The organism is Bacteroides sp. OM05-10AA (assembly GCF_003439055.1).
Classification (GTDB): Bacteria; Bacteroidota; Bacteroidia; order Bacteroidales; family Bacteroidaceae; genus Bacteroides; species Bacteroides intestinigallinarum.
This window is the reverse complement of sequence record NZ_QSUR01000037.1, coordinates 1-23,964: the sequence shown is the minus strand read 5'-3', so window position 1 is coordinate 23,964 and position 23,964 is coordinate 1. Positions and strand designations below refer to the sequence as shown.

Below are 23,964 nucleotides of genomic sequence, written 5' to 3'. Positions count from 1 at the left end.
TCATCACACTCCGGTATGTCCGAAACCACCGGCTCCCCGTTCTGTTTCATCCAACACTTCCACTTCCTGCCATACAGGCTGTTCGTGTTTTGCTATCACCATCTGTGCAATACGTTCTCCATCTTCAATCACAAATGCTTCGGATGAGAGGTTAACTAAAATGATACAAACTTCTCCACGATAATCCGCATCGATCGTACCCGGAGAATTGAGTACTGTAATGCCCTTCTTTATCGCCAGTCCGCTACGCGGGCGAACTTGCGCCTCAAACCCTTTTGGAAGAGCGATATATAATCCTGTCGGCACCAGACAACGTTGCAATGGTTCCAGTGTGATAGGTTCAGAAAGATTAGCGCGGATATCCATTCCTGCAGACAATTCAGTGGCATAAGCCGGAAGCGGATGCTTCGATTTATTGATTACTTGAATATTCATAAATGCATGTTTACTATATTAACGGGCGAAAATACACATTTTGAACTGAAAAATAGTTAAGTTTGCAGTTAAATAATGTACCTGTAGCCAATTTGCGAATGGTAAAACGGCTAAATCGTAAACAAAAATAAATAAATCAAGCACTTTCAAATTCAATAATGATCAACGATATTTTTGATTACAAACTCGCAGCCTCTGGCTATATAAACGAATTATATAGCCAAAGACTGCGAGTTTAGTTCAGTCATAATCAGGATACTTACATCTTAGAAAAAAAATTGCGTACAATCAATCTGCCTTAAAATGCTTAATCTGCACATCACGTGAATTTGTTCCTACCATAACATCAAATTCTCCGGGTTCGTAAACATAGTCTAATTCGGGATTATAGAATTTCAAGTCATCTTCCGTAATAACAAACTTAACATCACGGCTTTCCCCGCTCTTCAGGAAGACGCGTTCAAAACCTTTCAGCTCTTTCACCGGACGGGCGATCTCCGCATAAATATCACGAAGATACAGTTGTACCGTTTCGTAACCATCGTAGTTCCCCTTGTTTGTTACAGTGACAGACACAGTCAACTCACCATTTTTAGGCAAGGTTTCCGAGCTAATCTGCAACTCACCATAAACAAAGTCCGTATAACTCAAACCATATCCGAACGGATACAGAGGTTCATTGCTCTCATCCAGATAATTGCTGGCATAGCGGTTGAACATACGACTGTCGGGATCAGGACGACCCGTATTCAAATGATTGTAGAATAACGGCAGCTGTCCCACTGAACGCGGGAAGGTAGTTGTCAGTTTGCCGCTTGGAGTGACCTTGCCAAACAATACATCGGCAACCGCATCCCCTGTTTCACTACCGCCAAACCAGACATTCAATATGGAATGAACATTCGTATCCTCCCAGTTCAAGACCAAAGGACGTCCCGTGAACAGAAGAAGTACGACAGGTTTACCCGTCTTCACTAAAGCCTTCAATAAATCCTGTTGTGCATCGGGTATCTCAAGACTGGTACGTGAAGCCGATTCACCGCTCATTTCTGCACATTCACCCAAAGCGGCAACAATGACGTCTGAACGGGAAGCCACGCGCAAAGCCTCGTCCAACAGTTTCCGGTTATCTCCACGTTCCAGCGGGCGAATGCCCGTAGCAGCTTTTTCTGTTTCCGCATCATAATATATGTTGCTCCCTTTCGCATACAGAATTTCAGCCTTGTCACCCGCTGCCGCACGGATTCCTTCCAACAATGTTCCATGGCGGGACGGCGTACATGTCATGCTCCACATACCGCACATATTATTACGTGCGTCCGCCATCGGACCGATCAGGGCAATTCTGCCTTTTTGCTTAAGTGGAAGCAGGTTGTTATCATTCTTCAACAGAACAAATGTTTCAGCTGCAATCGCACGTGCGACAGAGCGGTGTTCAGGCGTATAAAGTTTCTCTTTGGCACGCAGGGCATCGCAATATTTATACGGATTGGAGAACAGTCCCAGTTTATATTTGGCTTCCAGAACACGGCGACAAGCCGTATTAATCTGTTCTTCCGTTATCTTCCCTTCTTTCAAGGATTCCTCCAATGTATTGAGGAATCCGCATGAAACCATATCCATATCCGTTCCTGCCTGTAAAGCGCGAATGGAGGCTTCCTTCAGAGGGGCGACACCATGGGCGGACATTTCGGCTATCGAATTGTAATCTGTTACCAATAGCCCTCCGAAGCCCCATTCATTCCGGAGCAGGTCGGTCAGTAACCATTTGTTGGCTGTGGCTGGAATACCGTCAACGATGTTAAAAGAACTCATAACGCTGCCTACACCAGCATCAACGGCAGCTTTATAAGGAGCCAGGTATTCGTTATACATACGCAAACGGCTCATATCCACTGTATTGTAATCACGCCCCGACTCGGACGCTCCGTAAAGTGCGAAATGTTTCACACAGGCAAGGATTTCATCGTTTCCCTGCAGGTTGTTTCCCTGATAGCCACGCACATACGCTTTAGCCATCAAAGAACCCAGGTAAGGATCTTCCCCGCTTCCTTCCGCAATACGCCCCCAACGGGCATCCCGGCAAATGTCAACCATCGGGCTGAATGTCCAGTTGATGCCATCCGCACTGGCTTCAACGGCGGAGATACGTGCCATACGTTCGACAGCCAGCGTGTCCCAACTACAGGAAAGTGCCAGTGGAATCGGGAAAATGGTTTCATAGCCGTGAATAACATCTGCCCCTACCAACAAAGGAATCCCCAAACGGGTCGAATCGATAGCTATACGCTGCAAATCAACAATCTTTCTTATTCCTTTCACATTAAAAAAACCACCGATTTCCTGATTACGAACCAATCCTTCCAACTCTTCACTATTTACATTGCCTGTAACCAAATCACCACCAGAAGGAAGATTCAACTGTCCCAACTTTTCGTGCAGTGTCATCTTTCCCATCAAATTTGTAATATATTGATCCATTTCCTTATCACCCTCTTTAAGAGACGATGAACAAGAAGACAGCAGCAATACACATAAAGCACTTAACAACAAATATTTACGCTTCATATTTACAACGTCATTATATATTCATTTTATTATTTAGTCACTCACTTACGAGATAAAATCTTAATATCCGAATCACTCACTCCATAATCAGCAGGCGTATACTTTTTACCTTTATATGGAGTCGGCATAAACCGTCCGGAGCCTAATACATCATAGATGATCGGATTGAAAGAAGCATTCTTTTTTGCTCTGAATAATAATACACAGAACTGACCGGAGACAGCATATCCAAGTTCTACATTCTCAGCTTCCTTCCCCTGCAATTCATAGCCTTGCAAAAAAGGAGTACCACCCTTGAACGTAAAATTGAGTTTAGCAGTCAAATCATCGGTAAAATCCATTTCTAAAGAACTTCGCATCGGAGAAGAAATAACAGCACCCAACACATACCAATTAGTATCACAATTAGCTAAAGTCGTCCATATAATTCCGTCTGAACTTACTCCTCTAAGCTTCTGCATCAAAGTCATTTCATACGGATACAAACGTTGCGGATTCGCAACTACACAATTCAAGAAAGAAAATTTATCTGCAATGTCCCATCCCACTAAAACTTCAGGACAATCTAAAATTCTAAAATCATCATTCAAAATAGTAAAAGTAGAATTGGATAACTTCACCTTCAAATCCGAGTTATTTCCTCCTGCCTGAATAAAGCTGGTTCCAAAATTATTCAAATATGAAAAAGAAATTTGTTGGTCTAACATCAAATCAGGACTATAACCCTCATTCACAACGATTCCTCTATCAATCGTATCATAATAGACTTGGTTGAAAACGAAGAATCCACCACTAGCTATACGTATTCCAACTGTTGAACGATAATTCTTACCATCCTCAAGATGAGTCCCCCCAGTAGTATCCCAAGAGAGAATATGTACATTGTTCAATATATGACCAGCCGATTTCGTCACAATAGCCTCTTTTGTACTATAAATAAAAGTATCAGAAATCTTACAATCACAACAAGACTGATCTATATAAATGCCATATACATTGTCATTCGATGAAATTCCTTGAATGGTCACATTGTCGATTTTAGTATCTGAGCTACCACTTCCCCCTGTTCCAACACCTTCCGGAACATGTATTCGTATATGTGTATTGCGTCCTCGCACTAAACTCATCGTACGTATCTGCACCATCTGTTTTCTGCCATTAATAAGAATCCCATTGTCCGCATTATAACAATCCAAGATTCCTCCTTCAATATAAGAAAACCGCCGAAGTGAAACATCTGTAAAATAGGTTTCAGAGTAGCCTACTTTAATGAGTGCCTCTAAATGGACATCACTTTTAACCGTTGCGTTCTTATCAAAAATAAGGTTTACATTTTTGGTATATTCCAATGGCAGAACGATAGGCTCCGTCAGGTTATAAGTTCCGGCAGGAAAATAAAGCGTTTTCCCATAAGACTGACCGACCAAATTATTAAGTTGAGAACCAATCTGTGTTCCATCATTCTTAATATCATAATCAATGACTGATACAATATCTTCATTATGCACTTCCTTGACTTCAACAACAGCCTCCGGTAATGAATCATCATTGTTACATCCCCAGATTGGCATAAAAGATAATAAGCCTAAAAATAAAAAGTTAAGTTTCTTCATTTTTCTTGTTTTTTAAGTTTAACGTAAAGTTTGAAATGAAGAGGCTGGTAATCCTGCACCGTTAATTAAGTTACATGCAGGATTATCTCCCCATCCATAACGAACAGCCAAAGGATGTTTTACCATTTCCGATGATACAATGATTTCATTTCCACAAATTTCAGCTTCCGCCCAATGATATTTTCCGTCTATCCCTGCTATGGCAAACCCTGTCAAAGTTTCCCCATCAGACGTTTTTAATCCTCCGTCTGCACACTCAAAAGAAAGGATAACTCTGTCTCCTTTCACACGGTAGGTCTGATAAACCGGACCACTACAAACAATCCGCTCACCATAGGTATCGGTACGTGCTAATAAGGCAAGTCTATGCCCTACTTCCTGTTTGTTTTTGGGATGAATATCATTCATATCGCCGATGTCTATGGTAACGGCCATACCTACATTGTCATAATACAAAGCTGTCTGACGCTGCGCTTCTCGTAATTCAGCCCACTGTGAGTCTCCCGGTTCATCTACTCTCTCTAAATAATTAGCCAATTGCACAAGGTAGAAAGGAAAATCATTCCCCCATTCCTCACGCCAGCTCTGAATAAGTAATGGAAGCAATATCCTATATTGTGTAGCACGCCCTACATTATTCTCTCCCTGATACCAAATAACCCCACGAAATTTGTAAGGTGCCAATGGATGAATCATCCCATTATAAAGCACAGTTTGCACATTCGGATTCATCTCAAACACTGGGTCAATATGAGATTGAGCGGCAACTTTACACTTCCATTCACCAGATATAAGAATCCAGTCTCCGACATCTTTGCTTAACTTCATTTCACCTCCGATGCCACACCCTCCTCCAGTATCCACGATACGAACAGTAATTACAGCTTTGCCCGCTTTTACTAAATTACCCGGTATTTCATAAGTACGGGAACGAGTATATCCTTTCGTGCTCCCTATCTCGATTCCGTTAAAATAAGTAATATCCTCGTCATCCACATACCCCATGTGTAAACTCAACGGTTTTCCCTCCCATTGTTCTGGAATATCCACCGTCTTTCGCCCCCAAACAATACCATCAAAATCAGGAAAAGTCTTTTCGATATTTCCGGGGAAAGAATGAGATATCCATCCTTCATCATTATGAGAAAGAGTATTCCAAAAAGGCTTTCCATTTCTCATTCCTTTATCTAACGACAAAATCTTTGCCTGCCTTTGTTCTTCCTCCGCCTGTAAATCACAATCCTTGTTTCCCAACCTTCGGATAAGCTTCAATTGCTCAACAAAATCGGGAACTTCGCCCAATGCTTGAGCACTTATCCACGACTCTATATTAGTACCGCCCCAATGGGCACAGATAAGTCCTACCGGTACCTGCTGCGTGCGTGCTATTTCCCTACCGAAAAAATAGGCTGTTGCTGAAAACTCCCGGATAGTAACCGATGAACACACTTGCCATCCTCCTCCGACAGCAGTAAACTCCTGCGACGGACTTAGACTAATAGTATTACTCACAGTCATCAAGCGTATATCCGGGTAATTGGCCTGTGCCACCTCTTGTTGATAGTTTTTCACTTTGCCCCATCCTTCTACTGGCATTTGCATATTCGACTGACCGGAACAAAGCCATACTTCACCAATCATTACATTCTCCAATCTTACTTTTTCTCCATCCGTTATTTCTAAATGATAAGGTCCCCCGGCTTTTGGGGTTTTGATGTTTACTTTCCAATTACCCGTCCTGTCAGCTATATTCTCATATTTCTCCCCACTCCATGAAGGAATCACTATAACTCGCATTTCTGGAGATGCTTTTCCCCAAACAGGTACTTCAGCCTCTTGCTGAAGTACCATATTATCGGAAAATAAAGGAGATAACTTAACTTTGGCACAAGCGGTCAGTGACGCAAATAATCCCAACATTAATATAATCCATTTATACATATCACTCCGACTTACAAATTATTACCATTCGATTGCTTGATCTTCATCCGGAATCTGAATATTAATTTTACGTTCCATATTCACAGTCCCTTCAACTACATATCTTATAGGAGTACCAGGAACAGATGTGACATCATCAAATTCATATTTAAATCCTTCTATAGTAATCGTTTTATGTTTTAGATATGGCAACGAAACGTCCATTTTTTCCGCCAATTTCCAAGTTGGATTTTTTATCGGATTGAAACGAATGTCCGGATCAGGTGCAGAAAGCGTAACCGTCCCGTCATCGTTAAACCTGAAGATTATCTTATACTTTCCACGTTCCAGTTCTTCTTCATTCATCAAGCCTGCATAGAAGAAAACAGAATGTTCGTCCACTACAGATGCCGTACGCGTATTAGTAGTCATTTTATTCCCTGAATCAGTAAAACCGACTTCCATTGTGGTTGTTGAATAAATACCGGAATATTCATTAAAAGGAACAACACGCAACAATGCTTTCTTGTAGTTCTTTCTAGGATGAGGAGTATAACTGCCGGTAGGACTTTCTCTAATCGTAAACGGCAATACCCACTTATCTACCAAGTCTATCCCACCTAATTTAAAATTGACATTCAACAATCCCATACAATCATCTGCCGGAATTACCACATTCATGTTCTCCACCTCATAATAATCGGAGGTAAGCTCCTTATAATATAGATCTGTCCGATTGTGAAAATACTCCCAATTGATACTTTTCAACGTGTCCGAGTCTATCGCTATCTGCACTTCTGTATCGTGTCCGGGCAATGTAGAGCCACTCATAATAACCGGCAGTTGATAAGTCACCGCACCATTCAGCTTGTATTTCACATAAATATCAGTTACACCTCTCGTATAATCCATCGGTGCCTTAAACGAAACATAATGCTCATATTGTTCATCGGTCCATTCTTCATTACAAGCCGTGCAAAACAAAGCCATCAACACGGCAAATAACAGATAATATATTTTTTCTTTCATATTCATTGTCATATAAAGATTAATCATAATAAGTCCATCCCGGGTTTTGCGTCAGACGCTTGTTACGTTGCAACTGTTCATGACTAAATGGCCAGAAATAGCTTTTCTCCACAAAGCGAACAGGCAATGACATAATAGCCACAGGTGTATGGAATAGATCTTTATGACCGTCATCCATCAGCATATTACATCCGTAAATCAACGTTTCTTCCTCTAAAGGAGCGTCTATCTTCCAGCGTCTCAAATCATAATAACGATGATTCTCGCCCATCAACTCAATCTGACGTTCGCGTTTCAGCTTCTTTCGGAAAACATCCTGATTCTGATATTCTGTAGGTGAATAATCAGGAACACCGGCCCGAATACGAACAGGCTGAATACCTTTCTTCATCTCTTCCACATCACGTCTAACTGTATAGGTAATACTTCCATCCCAAGAAGGGATGTCGTAGCTTGCTCCCTCTCCCAATTCATTCAACGCTTCGGCATAAATCAATAAAATTTCTGCATAACGAATAGCCGGTTCTGCTTTTTGTCTGTACAAAAGCTCATTCTGATATTTGGCATCATAAGGATTCACATATTTCTTGATGCCGATACCTGTAAATATACGATTACCACCATTATATCCTTCTGAAGTCCCTCGATAGTACCAGACTTGCTGATTAGGCTGGGGAGCTCCTTGCTTGCCACCGAATGAAGTCATATTCCATACACTGCCATTAAAACCAACTGACGCATAGAAACGAGGCTCACGGTTAGCATATTGCAAAGACACACCTGCACGCAGCGGTTTGAAACGACCGGCATCCACATCATCAGAAGTCACGTAACCGGTTAGCCGGCTGCTTCCATCTCCTCTTCCAATCTCTTTATCCTTACCCGGACAATCCGTACCATCATTCATATAATACGCGTCACACTGCTTTTGAGTCATTCCGTGAACACCCCAACCTCCGGCCAGTGTAGGCAATTGGTGAAGCACCATATTTGCAATAGCATCCGGTGAAGTGATTCCTGCTGATGTATTATTAACAGCTATATTATCCACACGCGAAAAGATCAACTCCGGATTTTCAGAAGCAGAGAGTTCGCCATTGAAGACGGAACGATATGACTCAAACGGATCAATGTCCGCATATCCGTATGGCCAGTTGTTTTCCGAGAAATTTCTATCCTTAAACGGTTCTATTGTTTCCGGATAATCTTCGGTTCCACTTGTAATGCGGCTCTTTACATACAATTGGTAGCGATGACCATCATTATTTCCCGGTAATTCCATTACGTCTCGGGCGGCAGCGGCAGCTTTAGCCCATTTCGATTCATCGTATTCAGCAGCAAGAAGTCTGTTACCTTTGTCATCTACCATTTGCTGCGCATAAGAGCCAGTATTGCCATTCATTAGCGGACTGGCGGCATACAAGAGGACTTTAGCACGAGCAGCCAAAGCAGCACCCCGGGTGGGACGTGCGATGTTGTTGGCTCCACGTTCCAACGGAAGATCTTGTGCCGCTTTCACCAATTCGGAAGTGATGTATTCCACACACTCATCGTAGGTGTTGCGCGGACGAGCCAAGCCATCATAGTCCTGCATATAGTCTTCACCTTCATCAGGAATCAAAGGGATTGGACCGTATTTGCGTAACAGCAACCAATAGTAATAGGCGCGGACAAAACGCGCCTGTGCCGCATAATCAGCCCGTTCTTCGTCTGTGAGTTGTTGGTTCATGTGGATATTATTCAAGAAAACACAGGCCTTGTTGATTCCTAAATAACTCGCTTTATAAGAATCCTGATACCAATTTTCATTGTATTCCACATTTCTGAAAAAAGAATAATAACTACCATTGGTAGATTTACCATTTCCCGCATCATTCCAATCCGCCCAATAAATGTCATCGGCAAAATTCGTAGGCACGCTCTCTTTTCCACCCACATCTTGATTTTGGCCTCGCAAATAAGAATAAGTATTGGAAAGCCACGCATCCGTATAATCCTTATCAGTAAATACTTTTTCAATTGTCAAGCGGTCTTTGAAATTGGAATCTACCTCCAAATAATCACTACATGCCGTCAAACAGCCAGCAGCAAAAAACGTGATAACCATATTATATAACCATTTCATATCTTTCATTTTGTTATAAGTTAACATTTAATCCCACAGTGACAGACTTGGCCAACGGATAGGTTGCACCATTACTGCTGTTCATTTCCGGATCCCACATCTTGAACTTCGACCACGTAATCAGATTGGTGCCAATCATGTAGATACGAATGTTGTTGAAGTGGATTCTATTTACGATCTTTTTGGGCAGTGTGTAGCCCACTTCCAGCGTTTTCAAACGCAGATAAGCCCCATTGCGCAACCAGTAAGATGAGTTGCGGTTGTTGTTGCCGTTGTAGCCATAGCTCAAGCGAGGATATTTGGCATGCGGATTTTCCGTAGCTATTGTACCCGATTCTTCTTTTGAAATCCAACGTCCGCCTATTACTTCCTGATAGAAATTACCCCGGTTGCCACTAGCAAAAGGACGCACCCCCTCTCCATCAATAAAGAAAGAAGACTTCCCGACTCCTTGGAAATGGACATTCACATCCAAACCTTTCCACTGTGCGGAGACACCTATACCATATACCAAGTTGGGTACGGTAGTAGCCCCCACAGCCACTTGATCTTGATCGTCGATGATACCATCGCCATTGACATCCTTATACTTGATGTCGCCCGGCATATAATTGCCAAAAGTCTGTTTGGGGCTATTACGGATGTCATCGTAATCCTTGAACAAGCCCAATGCAACAAATCCCTTAGCCTGGTTGACACGGTAGCCACGCTCCATCCTATAAGGATAAATGTTCTCTTGTTCATCTTTTTCCTTCACTTCGTTCTTTGAGAGCGTGGCATTAGCACGTGCAGTCAAAAGCACTTTGCCAATTTGTTGCTTGTAGGTCATGTTACCGTCGACACCTTTAGAGGATACTGCGCCCACATTAGCTCTCGGATTGGTCATCCCGCCCTCAATACCGGCGGTAGCAGGCAAGAATTTACGATACATAAAGATGCCTTTACGCTTTTCCTGGAAATAATCCACAGTCAGCATGAATTTGTCATCAAAGATGCTCATGTCCAAACCTACATCATGTTTGGTGGCGATCTCCCAAGTCACACCCGGGTTAGCATACGATGTATAGCGCAAACCTTGAAAAATAGTAGTACCAGGACTTCCATAACCATAATCCGCCCAGTTATATCCTCCAAACGCAGAATAATATCCGTTATGATCTCCCCAAAAATTAGCAGGGGCACCGCCATAACCTATTGTGTAGAGATAAGGGAAACGTATCTGTACACCATTGGGCTCATACATTTTATCGTTGCCTACTTTACCCCACGAATAGCGCACTTTAAACATATTCATCCACTTCAGGTTCTTCTTGACAAAAGGTTCTTCGGCGATGTTCCAGGCAGTCGAATAGGCGGGAAAGAAACCAAACTGATGACCAGAAGCAAAGTTTTCTGAACCAGTATAGCCAAAGTTAAAGTTCAAGAAATAACGATAGTTCCAGTTGTAGGCAATACGACCGGCCAACCCTTGATGACGGAAAGGAAGCGAATTGACGATTTCTTTACCGATTTCCTGTGTTCTCACTTTGGAGTCTTGCGAGTATTTCAATGTTCCGTTCAGCATATGTCCTTTGAAATTGCGGGCATACTGAAGTTCCGCTTCAAAATATTCTTTGCGCTCTCCACTATTGCCTGAAGTCTGATCCATCACCTGCTCTTTCTTTTGGCGGGTGAAGTTGATGGAACCGTCATCCTTTCTATAACGGTCAGCACTCCATAACTCAGGACATTTGAAACGGCGGATATAATTGTAGTTATCTGTATCAAAGCCGAAACGTCCCACAAAATTCAGTCCTTTGGTGATGAAGTCCAATTTTTGATTCAAAGTGACGTTGGTCTGAATATTGTTCCACCACTGTTCGTTGTATCCACATTGAGTAGATGCCACCCAAGGATTAAGGTTACCACCCGCATCAGTTGGCACGTAACCGTTGGAATACATTTTGGGCATACTAGTGGGAGTCTGAAACAACAGACTGGTCCAAATTTGATCCGAAGTCAAGCCCGATTCGTTCATCTTTTTCAACGCACCACCGATACCCACCTGCAAAAGGGTAGTCTTGGTAATATTGATATCCGCATTCATACGATAGTTCCAACGTTTGGCGTTACTGTTGGTGTTATAGTCTTTCAAAGACTTGTCCACCTTATACATACCGCCTTCATCGAGATAACTGGCAGAAACGAAATAGCGTGCATTCTGTCCACCACCACTCAAATTCAACGAGGCACGATAACTCATAGCGCCTTTCTTCAGCAATTCGTCCATCCAGTCTACATTGGGTAGCAAGTCGGGGTCGAGACCCTGTTTCAAGATTTGCAGCTCGTTGCCGGTGTAGATAGGTTCGAGATTGCGCGTACGGCGTGCCTCGTTCGCCATATAGGCGTAGGTAATGCCATCCACAAAGTCAGGCGTAAAAGTACGGGTGTTGTACATGGTCTCTACCTTGGCATCAATGGTAATCTTGTCTACCTTACCACGGCGAGTGGTAATCAATACCACACCGTTAGCACCGCGCGAACCGTAAATGGCAGTTTCGGAAGCATCTTTCAACACGGTGAACGATTCAATATCTTCATAGTTCAGTTCATTCATGTCACGTTCAAATCCGTCCACCAGAACTAATGCACCTGCCCCAGCCCCAAAGGTAGAGATACCGCGAATCCAAAATTCAGAAACATTCTTTCCCGGCTGGCCAGTAGTCTGACGGGCTATCACACCCGCCACGTTTCCTGCCAGTGAGTTGGAAATGCTACCCGAAGGTGACGCCTTCAACCGGTCTACATTGACGGTAGTAACTGCACCCGTCACTGTCAACTTCTTCTGCGCACCGGTAGCAGTGATGACTACCTCATCCAAGGCTGTCTCCTTATTCTCTTTCATCACCACATTGACAGTATGTTCCTCTTTCACTAAAATCTCTTGAGTCTCATAACCGATGTAGGAGAACACCAAGCGGTTGTAGGGTTGCATCTTAATGGTATATTTTCCATCAATATTAGTGATAGCACCTAATCCCGGCACATTCTTCACCGTCACATTAGCACCAATCAACGGTTCATTATTGACATCGGTCACTACCCCGGACACCACAATTTGTTTTTGGTTATTCTGCTGGGCAGTTATTCCTAACATAAAACAATATAGAAAAGCTATGATAGCCCATAGTTTTTGTTTCATAATTTACAGGATATTTTATTATTCAACAATAATCTGACGAATACGGTGATTAAACTGATCACCTATATAAAAGATTTTATTTTCTTCATCGAATGCAATACTGTGCGGACCATTGAACCGAACTTCCTTAAGCAAATCACCGTCCACATAGCCCCAATGGTTACCATCCATGCCCGTGCTTCCACGACCGGCATAGCGGATAACTTCAGCTGTAGGAGTGACCCGCCATATCAAATCACCCGGATGTGTGTCATATAACTCTCCGTCAGCTACATAAAAGTCATATATGTCCTCCTTATGTTGATTCGCATATTTCTCATTTTTCACAAAAGCTCCTTGCCACAAAACTCCCATATTAGCATTGGTTCCTACCCCTTCTCTATGCCCCCAATGCCAGTTTCCCGCAAAAACAGAGGGATCTTCCAACTGATTGGTTTCTTTATCAAACTTAGATTTTAAAATAGTACCTTCACGCGGCCGAACGATATAGGCAAAGTCGCCCGACGGATGAAAATAAGGATATATCCATATCCAAGATCCTCCTACCGTAAACATTTGTTTCACCTCTCCCGTTGATATACTATACTGATAAACGCTACCATTAGATTCTTGAGTAAAGTATATATCACCAGTTTTTGGATGGGTAATTGCCGCAATAATAAATTTACGACCAGAAAGAAGTACATGTGGCTTCTTAAATTCGTCTTTTCTCAAAAGCATAACAATAGCCGGAGCTGCTTCCGAATCTGCCCAGTTATTCACAAATAGAGTATCACCGGTCAGACTCCAACTCAAAGTACGCGGACTCGTTATATTCATCTGCCCTACCGTTATAACAGTAGACATTTTTTCCGCTTCCACATCTATCAAACGGATACTATTATTCTCTTCAATCATATAAATATGGTTCGGATTTTGAGGATCAATACTTAGCCAAGCCGGGCACTTCAAGCCACATTCGTCGAACGAACCGTCTTTTACTTCATAACGTCCAGTCTCGTCTACATAGCCACACAATGTAGTAACCTGTGTATTCGAGATATAAGTAAATCGATCGTTAGCCATAGCGGTCTGATCACCAATAGAAATCTCGATAGTTCCCTTATTCGAATTACGAGGAATCATACAATATAGACATTCATTGTTACAACCCACCACTTTTGTATCCACACCTCCTAATTTCAAGTGAATCAAAGAGGGGTCATTTCCGAAATTTTTTCCATAGATAAGGAGTTGCGTGCGCGAAGTAACTTCTTGAGGTTCAAAACCCACAATTTCAATAGGCAAATCGTTATTAAAAGCTTGCTCTTTCTTCTTTTCATCGTCTTTACAGCCAATGAAGCACCCAAGCAAAGTAAATAAACAAAATGCCTTAACAACATTCATTCTTTTTCCTTTCCTGTTCATCATAATAATAAATTTAGTTAATAAAAAATTAATAGCCAATAGATCCAAAGGTTTTATTAAATGCAAATTTAGAAATGAGAGTATTAATTATAGGCTAATTTCTAACTAACAAACAATAAAAAACAATCAAACAGCTCCAGAATTAAATAATTTGTGCTTTCTTTGCAAGTATCTTAGTAAAGAAAGCACTATGAAATTTCAAAATTGCTTATTTTTAATATTGCTTATCGTTTGTCTATCATGCCAAAGCAAAAAGACTGATAAACAAACAGGCATTGACTCTACACTTTTCTACACAAATCCTGTCATAGGTGGAGGATCCGAGCCATGGGCCATCTTTCATGAAGGAAAATATTACTATACTCAAAGTTTAGCAGACTGTATCATATTATGGGAAACTGACGATATTACACAACTGGCAAAAGCAGCAAAAAAAAACGTATATTCGCCCCAAAATGCCTCGGGTATATCTCATCTTTGGGGACCAGAGATACACTATATGGACAATAAATGGTATATCTATTGCGCTGCTGATGATGGTAATATAGACAATCGTCAGATATATGTGCTAGAAAATGAATCTCCCGATCCCATGAAAGGAGAGTTTGTCATGAAAGGAAGAATATCGACCGATAAAAATAATAACTTGGCTATTCATGCTAATCCTTTCGAGCATAATGGCAAACGTTATCTAATCTGGTGCGGATGGGAAACCAGAAGAATTTATCAAGAAACCCAATGTATCTATATCGCTGAAATGAAAAATCCATGGACACTAGCCTCAGACCGTATATTAATATCCAAACCTGAATACGAATGGGAATGTCAATGGATCAGTATAGATGGCAATAAAACCGGTTATCCTATTCATGTGAATGAAGCTCCACAATTTTTCCGTTCCAAAAACAAAGACAAATTATTAATATATTACTCTGCAAGCGGTAACTGGACACCTTATTATTGTGTAGGGTTATTAACAGCTGATGCTAACAGCGATCTTCTCAACCCGAATTCATGGAAGAAATCTCTGGAACCTGTATTCAAACAAGCACCAGAGAATCATGTGTATGGCCCCGGTAGCCTGTGTTTCATACCTTCACCCGACAAGAAAGAATGGTATATACTTTACCACGCTCGAAACGCCCTTCGTGACATGTTCGTTTTGGACGGTCGGACAACACGCATACAAAAGATAGAATGGGATGAAAATGGAATTCCCATTTTAGGAATCCCCCAAAAGGAAAGCACCTTGCTTCAAAAGCCGTCTGGCACCCCCATGAGTGATAGGAACTAGCTGTTATCCTTTATAATCTTTCGGTAATACCCCAAACTTTTCTTTAAAACACTTTGCAAAATACGAAGAAGTAGTAAACCCTAACTGTTCGGCAACTTCAGCTATTCGTATACCACTCATGATTAGTTCAGTCGACTTATTCAACCGAAAGTTCTTTATATAATCATGAGGCGGCATACCAGACAGAGCTTTTATCTTCCGGGAAAAATTAGAACGACTCATATTCATCTGCTCTGCTAACAAATCTATCGAACAACTCTCATCAGAAAGCAGTTCCGACAAAATCGTATTTACCCTCTCTATAAATTCTACATCTTTTTGTGAAAGAGCAAAATCCGCCAATGAAGAAGTCGGACTTCCAGAAAGATTAATCATCAACTTATGGAAGGCCAGTCGCAGTTTTAATAAGTTTTCAATTTGTTTATGGAGCTGCTTAATAGAGAATGGTTTCTCAATATATGCATCAGCACCATTTTCAAAACCTTCCGCTTTTGAGTCTAACGTTGTCTTCGCTGTCAACAAGATAACGGGAATATGAGAGTAAACTAGATCTGATTTTATATAGTTGCATAGTTCAAGACCATTCATTTCGGGCATCATAATATCACTTACAATGACATCAATACTCTCACGTGAAAGTATTTCCAGTGCTTCTTTTCCATTGCAGGCAGAAAAAACTTTAAACCAATCACTTAGAGATTCTCTGGTCAAATTTAATAACTCGACATTATCTTCCACCAACAAAACAATGAATCTCTTATTTCCAAACTCCGAATCCGGCATTTTTTTTCCTTCCACATCTATCATCTGCATTTCAGCAAATTCATTCGGAATACTTTCCGTTACTACTGTTTCCAACGGCAAAGACAATATAAATGAGGAACCACCTTCCATCCTATTTTCTAATGATAAAGTTCCATGATGAGCTTCTGCCAAAGATCTGGCAAATGCCAAACCAATCCCTGTACCTGTAGACGTTGCCACCGGATCATCCGGCAATTGATAGAAAGCCTGAAATATCTTATTTTGCTGACCTTCAGGGACTCCGGGGCCATCATCACTCACTATTATATTTACCCTATCGCCCAATAATATTAGCCGCATCTCGACTTGAGATTTTGCATATTTAATAGCATTTCCTACCAAGTTTACCAAAATTTTACTAACTTTCTCCGAATCAATCATCATACTAATTTCTTCAGGAGGTAAACTAAGACAGATTGTTAACTCTTGCAAATCTGCAGAACCATTGAACTGATTGAATATATCACTCACCAACGCATTAATACTACACTCCTTCATGCTAAGTTGCAATGCTCCACTCTCCATCTTCTGAAAATCAAGTAACTGATTCGTTATTCCCAACAGATAATTTACATTCTTATCCATCACCGAAAGGTATTTTTCTTTTCTTTCTTCTTTTTCCTCTTCCCTCAACTTTTCCAGAGGGATCCGAATCAGACTAAGAGGAGTACGTATTTCATGTACCAGACTGATAAAAAAATTGATTTTCGATTTATACATCTCTTTTTCCTTGGCAACCTGATAATCCTCCATACGACGTTTATATTTACGCTTGACATAGAGATTCCAACGCCAACCAATATAGCAAGCTGTACACAGAAATAATAGTATATACATAAAATAAGCGACACTAGTCCGCCACCAGGGCGGAGTTATCACAATCCATAAGGAAGCCGCTTTCTCATTCCAGTGATGGTCATTGTTAGAGCCACAAACTAAAAACTCATATTCCCCAGCTGGAAGATTGGTGTATGAGGCCGTATTATTAGATGAATGTATCCACTCCTTATCAATACCTTTCAACATATAAGTATAACGATTTCTGTGTGGATCTTCATAACTAAGTGCTACAAAACGTACTGTAAAACTATTATTTGCATAGGGTAATTGGATCTTATCCGCTTTATAGAAGGGCTTATCTAAACGAAGCAGCCGTTTCACTTCTTGTTCATTTGTCAAATAAGGGAAACTAATATCAGTAACATAAACAGGGGGAAGATAGGTATTATCCGTAAACCGCCCCGGTTCAAATACATTGAAACCATTGATTCCTCCAAAATAGAGCTTCCCTGTGGACGATCTCAATGAAGACTGTGCAGTAAACTGATTACCTTGCAAACCATCATTTACGGTAAATAAATGAAAGTTCTTTTGAGACACGGGATTAATGCGGCATAATCCGGCATTACAGGAAATCCAAAAATCACCGGTCCGATCCTGTTCTATAGAGAAAATTACCTTATTAGGCAACAATGTATTTTCCGGGTCGAAGTCAATGAAAGTCTCCGTATCTTTGGAGAATGAGCATAATCCTCCTCCATTGGTTCCAAACCACATTGTTCCTTTCATATCTTCAAACAATGTAATCACAGAATTACTGGTAATAGTTGTTGTATCTTCACGTATATGTTCAAAATGTTCCCAACGATCGTTCACTGTATTATAACGAAAGACACCACTATTTGAGGTCGCAACCCAAAGACTATTGTACATATCCTCATAAATATCAGTTACAGAAGCCATAGAGCCGACATGAATGATTGTCACAAAATTATCCAATTGCGAATTGTAACGACATAACCCCCAACTTGTTCCAACAAAAACATCTCCTTTTCGGTCTTTAAAGAGACTCAAGACATCATTACTACAAATTGTATAGGGAATATCGCGAGAATGGACATAACTCTTTACTGCTCCAGTTTTCAGGTTTAGCACATGCAACCCTTCCGCATAGGTTCCTATCCAAAGGCGGTCGCCATCTAGCAGCAAGCTACGAATGTCATATCTCGCATCCACATTCTTTAAAGTATACTCCGAAAGTGAATGAATTTGTGTATTGAAAAAACATAACCCGTTCCGGGTTCCCACCCAGATATTTCCATTCTGGTCTTCACAAAGAGGGCCGATCTCCCTGCCAAGCTCTAATGTACCTGATAATGAGATAAGGGAATAGTAATCAAAACGCTTCAATTGCTTAGTCATGTAACTCACTCCGCCGGAGTTAGTCATCACCCAAAGTGTACCTTCGGCATCCCACATCATTGCATTAACAGTTGGATCGCCCAATGCTCGCAAGCCAAAGGGAGAATCGCCTCTACGAAATGTTTTAAGGTCGCGATTGAACAGATACAGTCCATTATCCGTACCAACTAACAATTCTTTTTCGTTATAATCCATCAAACAGAGAATAGCACCGAAATTCTGTGCAGACGCATCATAAATTTTCAAATCCGGGCTTCCTTCCTGATAACAACCTAATAAATTAGTACCTACGCCAAACCATATTTCATTCTTAATACTATAGAGACAATTGATTCTCTGACTGCCTATGTTTGAATCTGACAGAACCGGATAATTTTGCAGAAAGGTTCCCTTCTCATCAAAACAAAATAGTCCTTCCTGCATTGAAGAAACATAAATACGGGAATCTGCACTCTGACAGATATCCCAAACAAAAGAAGTATGAATACTATTCTGTGTCAGCACACCTGTCACTGGTTCATAAATAAACACACCTTGCCCCAACGTAGCAATCCAAATCAAACCACTTTGAGTTTTTATGATTTTCTTCACCTCACTACTGACAAATACGCCATACCGTGTTGTTTCATTAAAATAAGAAAAGCGGTCAGTAGAACGGTCATAGATATAAAGTCCCGAATTTGTTCCTACCCAGATATTTTCCCCTTCTTCCAAAAGGGAACTGACGAAATTATTACCCAAAGAATATTTATTATTCAAAGCATTCCGATACACCCTGTTGCCACAACCATCATAACAATTCAGTCCATCACTTGTGCCAATCCACAAAAAGCCATAGCTATCTTGAATCGAACACCAAGTCGTATTGTGCGAAAGTCCGTCTTCCACCTGATACCTTTTAAAAGAGAAATCAGTAGAAGCGAATATGGCTTCAAAATTGAAAACGATTATACAGATAAAGGCTGTAACCTGTTTTTTCATATAAATAAGAAGTAAAAAGGTTAATACAGATCAAGTCTACCGCCGATTCAGTCAAACCCCCGAACCTATTTTATCTTTAACGACAAATATCTCGGACAGCAGATTTAACAAGCGAAAATACACATTTTGAACTGAAAAATAGTTAAGTTTGCAGTTAAATAATAAATAATGTGCTAATAAGGCAAGGTGCTAATGTACCAACTGTCAATTGACACATTCATCAATCATCAAATCGCAAATCGTTAAATCGTAAATAAAAATGATGAATTGGAACCAATTAATATCAGCGAAACGTTTCGGAATGGAAGAATTCCATGAGGAACGACAGGAAAACCGATCCGAATTCCAACGGGACTATGACCGTCTTATTTTTTCGGCTCCTTTCCGCAGATTACAGAACAAAACGCAAGTATTCCCTCTACCGGGCAGCGTTTTTGTACACAACCGACTTACGCACAGTCTCGAAGTCGCCAGCGTTGGCCGTTCACTCGGGGACGATGTTGCCAAAGCACTTCTGGAACGTCATCCGGAACTTCAGGATTCTTTCCTGCCGGAGATCGGTTCTATCGTTTCGGCTGCTTGCCTGGCACACGATTTGGGTAATCCGCCTTTCGGTCATTCAGGCGAAAAGGCCATTTCCACTTTTTTCTCTGAAGGGAAAGGAGTTCGCTTGAAAGAGAAACAGCCCAACGGAGAGCAACTTTCTCCGATGGAATGGGAAGATTTGACACATTTTGAAGGAAATGCAAATGCCTTCCGGATACTTACACACCAGTTCGAGGGACGTCGTAAAGGTGGATTCGTTCTAACATACACCACTTTGGCTTCTATCGTAAAATACCCCTTTTCATCGAGCCTTGCAGGAACAAAATCCAAGTTTGGCTTTTTCGTCAGCGAAGAAGAAAGCTTCCGCAAAATTGCAACAGAATTAGGACTGATATTGCTCAACGAACATCCTTTGAAGTATGCACGCCACCCGTTAGTGTATTTGGTTGAAGCGGCAGACGACATTTGCTATCAGATGATGGATATTGAGGATGCATATAAACTGAAGATTCTCACCACAGAAGAGACTAAGGAGCTATTAATGGCCTATTTCAGCGAAGAGCGTCAGGAACATCTCCGGAAAACATTCCTGATCGTCAACGATGTCAACGAACAAATCGCTTACCTGCGTTCTTCCGTCATCGGTTTATTGATCCGGGAGTGTACCCGTGTCTTTTTAGATCATGAACAAGAAATCCTGTCCGGCACGTTCGAAGGATCACTAATCAAGCGCATAGCCGAGCGTCCGGCAGCAGCCTATAAACACAGCGTCGAAGTATCTATCAATAAAATCTACCGTTCACGGGACGTACTGGATGTTGAACTGGCGGGATTCCGCATCATCAGCACCCTGCTCGAATTGATGATAGACGCCGTAACCTCACCCGAAAAGACTTATTCCCAACTCCTGATCGACCGGGTTTCCAGTCAATACAATATAAAAGCGCCCGTACTCTATGAAAGAATACAGGCGGTACTTGATTATATATCGGGAATGACCGACGTCTTTGCTCTTGATCTTTATCGTAAAATTAACGGGAACAGTCTGCCTGCGGTGTAACCACTTTAGGAGTAAACACTTCTTCCCCTTCACAAGAAGACAATCTCAACGCATCCGGATGGCTTTCAATAAACGTCTGGATGTGTCGAATCCGTTTATCTTCGAGAATTTCGTCTACAGCAATCAGAATACCGGTCTCTTCCACATCGCCGAATTCATAATTGATAGCTGTTCCGAACATACGCATCGTAGGGCTTAGGCTCATATATGCATTTACCAACGGAGGTATATTATATCCCAGTTTACGGATTTCACAATTCAATATTTTATAGTCTTCCTTGAAAGAATGCTTGCAGAAGAGAGATTTCAGCTCTGCCTCGGAAGTTTCAAGTTTCAGAGGCTCGATCGGGGTGACAAGTTTCTCTTTGTCATAAAAATGCTTCTTAAGGAAATGAAGAATCATATCACGGCCACGACGATGATAGCTTGGATACATGGTCACTTTTCCAAAGAAATATTTCACATTCGGCATAACTACAGTCAGCGCTCCCAATCCATCCCACAAGTTATCCAAGGCAAACAAACCTTTGCTTCCGGCACGGGTAGACTGATATTCAAGCGTAACGAACGAACGTCCCAACTCAATTGTCTGTGGCAAATATTCCTTAATAAAGGCATCAGAGAAATGAAACATATGTGAAGTAGCCAGAATCGGAGCACCTTTTTCATCAAAACGCACGTCCGTACCAAGCAAATACCGGTAACCACCCAGAATTTCTTCCGCTTCCGGATTCCATACGATCAACTGCTTGTAGGGGTGCTCCATCGTGTCGTATTCATCAATATCCATTGACAGACCTGTACCTCCACCAGCAGCACGGAAAGCTATTTCACGCAAACGACCAATCTCTCTCATCACATTAGGAGCATTCTGATGAGTAATAATATAAATCTGATTATTACTCTTATTCGTCATTCGTAAGCGTCTGTCTTCCGTCAATTCTGCTTTTAGCAGTTCTTTGCTTACCGGTTTAATAATCTCTTCCATATTCCTTGTTATAGTTGTTCTATCAGTTACAGTTTATAAACAATATCCTTTACGTATTCAGCCCACTGCGCAGGAGTTTTCGATTTATCAAAAGTCTGCCAGGGTATAGGTTTGCCAAAAGTGACAGTAAAAGTTTTGTGGCGATTCTTAAACATTTCATCCGCAAGATACAACATAGCAATGTTAAACTTAATGCCCAGTGCCTTGCAAACATTTGCCAGATTGTAAAAGAAGTCAGAATTCCTGCCCCCAAAATGCACGGGTATTACATCACGTTTTGCTTGTATGCTCTTTACTACAAATGTCTTTTTCCATTCCAGGTCGCGAATCACTCCATTCTGACGGCGCGAACACAGTCCGGCAGGAAACATAATCAGCTGATCGTCGGACTGGAATCCGGCTTCCACCATCTTCGGAAAGTCCTTTGCCTGCTTGCCGGTTTTATTAATAGGTATGCAAAGGGGAGCCAACCCGCGTAGATTCATCAATAGATCATTCACCAGGTATTTCACCTTTCCCTCATAGTGCTTTCCTAACACATAACCAAGCGCAACACCGTCCTGTCCGCCCAACGGATGATTGGAAACAAAAGTGTACAGACCATCCTTTGGCAAATTCTCAATGCCTTTCACGTCCACTTTCGCATCCAGAAAATCCATACACGCCTCCAGAAAGTCCACTCCCAGTTTATCCTTCGACTCATTCAGGAATACATTAATTTCATCCTGATGAACAATTTTCTTCAGATAAGAAATCACGAACTTAGGGATGTACTTGTAATGCTTCGGAGCCTTCGTCCGAAGTATCTTATCGACATCGATCAAAAATAAAGAGTCATCAGTCATTCTTTTCAAATAAAAATGATGGCACAAAATTAACGGTTCTTTTTTATTAATCGCAATAATTTGGTAGAAAATGCAGGATTTAAGTTCAGAACATAAAAAAACACCACCCAAAAACTATCAAAAATGACCTAAAAACTATCCGCGGATAGTTTTCGGGTAAAAAAACGTCAGTTTTTCCCCTACCGGGTTTCAAAAATTCATGTAAACTTGCAACATCGAAAATAACAAACGAATATTCACCTTTAAAAAGCAACACATTATGAAAAGTTTAAGCTTCAGAAAAGACTTAGTAGGAGTACAAGATGAATTACTACGCTTCGCTTATAAACTGACAACTGACCGTGAAGAAGCAAACGATTTGTTGCAGGAGACATCATTAAAAGCATTAGATAATGAAGATAAATATACCCCTGATACAAATTTCAAAGGATGGATGTATACCATCATGCGCAATATATTCATAAACAACTACCGCAAGGTAGTCCGCGACCAGACATTCATCGACCAGACTGATAATCTTTATCATCTGAATTTGCCACAGGATGGAAGTTCTGAAAATACAGAAAGAGCATACGACCTGAAAGAGATGCACCGTGTAGTTAACAAACTCCCCAAAGAATACAGAGTTCCGTTTGCGATGCACGTTTCAGGATTCAAATACCGTGAAATTGCGGAAAAACTGAACCTCCCGTTGGGTACAGTGAAAAGCCGTATTTTCTTCACGCGCCAGAAATTACAGGAAGAGTTGAAAGACTTCCGCTAAACCTTAACTATATAAAACTTAGTGATTTTGAATCACATATTTCTTTAATGCAGATTTTTAGTTTTGATAATGATTAAAAGGCAGAAATACTCCGGTATATTCTGCCTTTTCTTTTATTGCGAAGATTAGTTGTCCGACACCCGGGTGTCAGCACATGTGCCTGTTGCACAACTCAATCATCGTATCAATTATCTCAAAATCTT

At 41.2% G+C, this 23,964-nt stretch carries 14 protein-coding genes; 3 read left to right on the top strand and 11 right to left on the bottom strand.

Going from position 1 to position 23,964, the window contains the following annotated elements; translation table 11 throughout:
* Window positions 1-3: 3 nt before the first annotated feature.
* From dut to DXB58_RS22440, 8 genes are all read right to left on the bottom strand, one after another.
* Complete coding sequence (dut, locus tag DXB58_RS22475; RefSeq protein WP_117932351.1) at window positions 4-435, bottom strand: dUTP diphosphatase; 432 nt, start codon at window positions 433-435, stop codon at window positions 4-6.
* 288 nt (window positions 436-723) lie between these two features.
* Complete coding sequence (gene bglX, locus DXB58_RS22470) at window positions 724-3,003, bottom strand: beta-glucosidase BglX (protein ID WP_122138319.1); 2,280 nt, start codon at window positions 3,001-3,003, stop codon at window positions 724-726.
* A 41-nt stretch (window positions 3,004-3,044) separates the two neighbouring features.
* The gene (locus DXB58_RS22465) at window positions 3,045-4,616 is read right to left on the bottom strand and encodes a hypothetical protein (RefSeq protein WP_117932355.1); all 1,572 of its coding nucleotides are present in this window, start codon (window positions 4,614-4,616) and stop codon (window positions 3,045-3,047) included.
* Window positions 4,617-4,634: 18 nt separating this feature from the next.
* Window positions 4,635-6,536: a sialate O-acetylesterase gene (locus DXB58_RS22460; protein ID WP_233527346.1), complete on the bottom strand. Its 1,902-nt coding sequence runs from the start codon at window positions 6,534-6,536 to the stop codon at window positions 4,635-4,637.
* Between the two features lie 42 nt (window positions 6,537-6,578).
* Entirely contained in the window at window positions 6,579-7,565 is a 987-nt protein-coding gene (locus DXB58_RS22455; RefSeq protein ID WP_117932530.1) for a DUF4973 domain-containing protein, read from the bottom strand.
* Window positions 7,566-7,584: 19 nt separating this feature from the next.
* Window positions 7,585-9,690 (bottom strand): RagB/SusD family nutrient uptake outer membrane protein, encoded by a 2,106-nt coding sequence (locus DXB58_RS22450; protein ID WP_117932532.1) that lies wholly within the window; start codon window positions 9,688-9,690, stop codon window positions 7,585-7,587.
* Between the two features lie 13 nt (window positions 9,691-9,703).
* A complete protein-coding gene (locus tag DXB58_RS22445; protein WP_122138318.1) occupies window positions 9,704-12,871 on the bottom strand; it encodes a TonB-dependent receptor in 3,168 nt (1,055 codons plus the stop codon).
* Window positions 12,872-12,889: 18 nt separating this feature from the next.
* A complete protein-coding gene (locus tag DXB58_RS22440; RefSeq protein WP_117932534.1) occupies window positions 12,890-14,281 on the bottom strand; it encodes an IPT/TIG domain-containing protein in 1,392 nt (463 codons plus the stop codon).
* A gap of 187 nt (window positions 14,282-14,468) precedes the next feature.
* On the opposite strand from DXB58_RS22440, the gene DXB58_RS22435 reads away from it, so the two are divergent.
* Window positions 14,469-15,572 carry a family 43 glycosylhydrolase gene (locus DXB58_RS22435; protein ID WP_122138317.1) on the top strand — a complete coding sequence of 368 codons (1,104 nt, stop codon included), beginning with the start codon at window positions 14,469-14,471 and terminating at the stop codon, window positions 15,570-15,572.
* Window positions 15,573-15,575: 3 nt separating this feature from the next.
* Here DXB58_RS22435 and DXB58_RS22430 read toward each other — a convergent pair whose 3' ends face one another.
* Window positions 15,576-19,559, bottom strand: coding sequence for a two-component regulator propeller domain-containing protein (locus tag DXB58_RS22430; RefSeq protein WP_122138316.1), 3,984 nt, complete (start codon window positions 19,557-19,559; stop codon window positions 15,576-15,578).
* 259 nt (window positions 19,560-19,818) lie between these two features.
* On the opposite strand from DXB58_RS22430, the gene DXB58_RS22425 reads away from it, so the two are divergent.
* Complete coding sequence (locus DXB58_RS22425) at window positions 19,819-21,165, top strand: deoxyguanosinetriphosphate triphosphohydrolase (RefSeq protein WP_117932363.1); 1,347 nt, start codon at window positions 19,819-19,821, stop codon at window positions 21,163-21,165.
* On the opposite strand, the gene DXB58_RS22420 is transcribed toward DXB58_RS22425, so the two are convergent.
* Together DXB58_RS22420 and DXB58_RS22415 are read right to left on the bottom strand one after the other, a co-directional pair.
* Window positions 21,137-22,153: a GNAT family N-acetyltransferase gene (locus DXB58_RS22420; RefSeq protein WP_122138315.1), complete on the bottom strand. Its 1,017-nt coding sequence runs from the start codon at window positions 22,151-22,153 to the stop codon at window positions 21,137-21,139. The genes DXB58_RS22425 and DXB58_RS22420 overlap by 29 nt on opposite strands.
* A 26-nt stretch (window positions 22,154-22,179) precedes the next feature.
* Window positions 22,180-22,998 (bottom strand): 1-acyl-sn-glycerol-3-phosphate acyltransferase, encoded by an 819-nt coding sequence (locus tag DXB58_RS22415; protein WP_022200120.1) that lies wholly within the window; start codon window positions 22,996-22,998, stop codon window positions 22,180-22,182.
* A 259-nt stretch (window positions 22,999-23,257) separates the two neighbouring features.
* Here DXB58_RS22415 and DXB58_RS22410 point away from each other — a divergent pair, with 259 nt between their 5' ends.
* Window positions 23,258-23,761 carry an RNA polymerase sigma factor gene (locus DXB58_RS22410; RefSeq protein ID WP_004298201.1) on the top strand — a complete coding sequence of 168 codons (504 nt, stop codon included), beginning with the start codon at window positions 23,258-23,260 and terminating at the stop codon, window positions 23,759-23,761.
* Window positions 23,762-23,964: the final 203 nt, after the last annotated feature.

What these genes read in the sequence shown, in the direction of transcription:
- dut (WP_117932351.1), bottom strand. Translation starts at nt 435, where the DNA reads ATGAATATTCAAGTAATCAATAAATCGAAGCATCCGCTTCCGGCTTAT.
- bglX (WP_122138319.1), bottom strand. Translation starts at nt 3,003, where the DNA reads ATGAAGCGTAAATATTTGTTGTTAAGTGCTTTATGTGTATTGCTGCTG.
- DXB58_RS22465 (WP_117932355.1), bottom strand. Translation starts at nt 4,616, where the DNA reads ATGAAGAAACTTAACTTTTTATTTTTAGGCTTATTATCTTTTATGCCA.
- DXB58_RS22460 (WP_233527346.1), bottom strand. Translation starts at nt 6,536, where the DNA reads ATGTTGGGATTATTTGCGTCACTGACCGCTTGTGCCAAAGTTAAGTTA.
- DXB58_RS22455 (WP_117932530.1), bottom strand. Translation starts at nt 7,565, where the DNA reads ATGAAAGAAAAAATATATTATCTGTTATTTGCCGTGTTGATGGCTTTG.
- DXB58_RS22450 (WP_117932532.1), bottom strand. Translation starts at nt 9,690, where the DNA reads ATGAAATGGTTATATAATATGGTTATCACGTTTTTTGCTGCTGGCTGT.
- DXB58_RS22445 (WP_122138318.1), bottom strand. Translation starts at nt 12,871, where the DNA reads ATGAAACAAAAACTATGGGCTATCATAGCTTTTCTATATTGTTTTATG.
- DXB58_RS22440 (WP_117932534.1), bottom strand. Translation starts at nt 14,281, where the DNA reads ATGATGAACAGGAAAGGAAAAAGAATGAATGTTGTTAAGGCATTTTGT.
- DXB58_RS22435 (WP_122138317.1), top strand. Translation starts at nt 14,469, where the DNA reads ATGAAATTTCAAAATTGCTTATTTTTAATATTGCTTATCGTTTGTCTA.
- DXB58_RS22430 (WP_122138316.1), bottom strand. Translation starts at nt 19,559, where the DNA reads ATGAAAAAACAGGTTACAGCCTTTATCTGTATAATCGTTTTCAATTTT.
- DXB58_RS22425 (WP_117932363.1), top strand. Translation starts at nt 19,819, where the DNA reads ATGATGAATTGGAACCAATTAATATCAGCGAAACGTTTCGGAATGGAA.
- DXB58_RS22420 (WP_122138315.1), bottom strand. Translation starts at nt 22,153, where the DNA reads ATGGAAGAGATTATTAAACCGGTAAGCAAAGAACTGCTAAAAGCAGAA.
- DXB58_RS22415 (WP_022200120.1), bottom strand. Translation starts at nt 22,998, where the DNA reads ATGACTGATGACTCTTTATTTTTGATCGATGTCGATAAGATACTTCGG.
- DXB58_RS22410 (WP_004298201.1), top strand. Translation starts at nt 23,258, where the DNA reads ATGAAAAGTTTAAGCTTCAGAAAAGACTTAGTAGGAGTACAAGATGAA.